This is a genomic window from Streptomyces sp. BE303, from assembly GCF_036290945.1.
In the GTDB taxonomy this organism is placed as follows: Bacteria; Actinomycetota; Actinomycetes; order Streptomycetales; family Streptomycetaceae; genus Kitasatospora.
The window spans coordinates 1-235 of sequence record NZ_JAQYWZ010000251.1 but is presented as its reverse complement, the minus strand read 5'-3'; the positions used below and the strand labels follow the sequence as shown (position 1 = coordinate 235).

Annotated in this window: 1 pseudogene; it reads right to left on the bottom strand. The window is 67.2% G+C overall.

What is annotated here, in order from left to right:
* Positions 1-235 (bottom strand): annotated as a pseudogene (locus PUR56_RS01695) (ABC transporter permease); the annotation flags it as partial.

Genomic DNA, 235 nt, shown 5'->3' with positions numbered 1-235 from the left:
TTGAGGAGGATGTGGACGGCGACGGCGGTGAGGATGAGGATCCAGACCATGACGGGGAGGCCGGCGATCTTGCCGCGGCCGAGGAAGACGAAGATGTCGTCGTTGAGGACGTAGCCCTGGGCGCGGCCGTCGGAGAGGAGTTGGGCGAGGCCCTTGTAGGCGGCGAGGCCGGCGAGGGTGGCGATGGTGGGGTTGACGCGGCCGTAGACGATGATCAGGCCGTTGAGGATGCCGA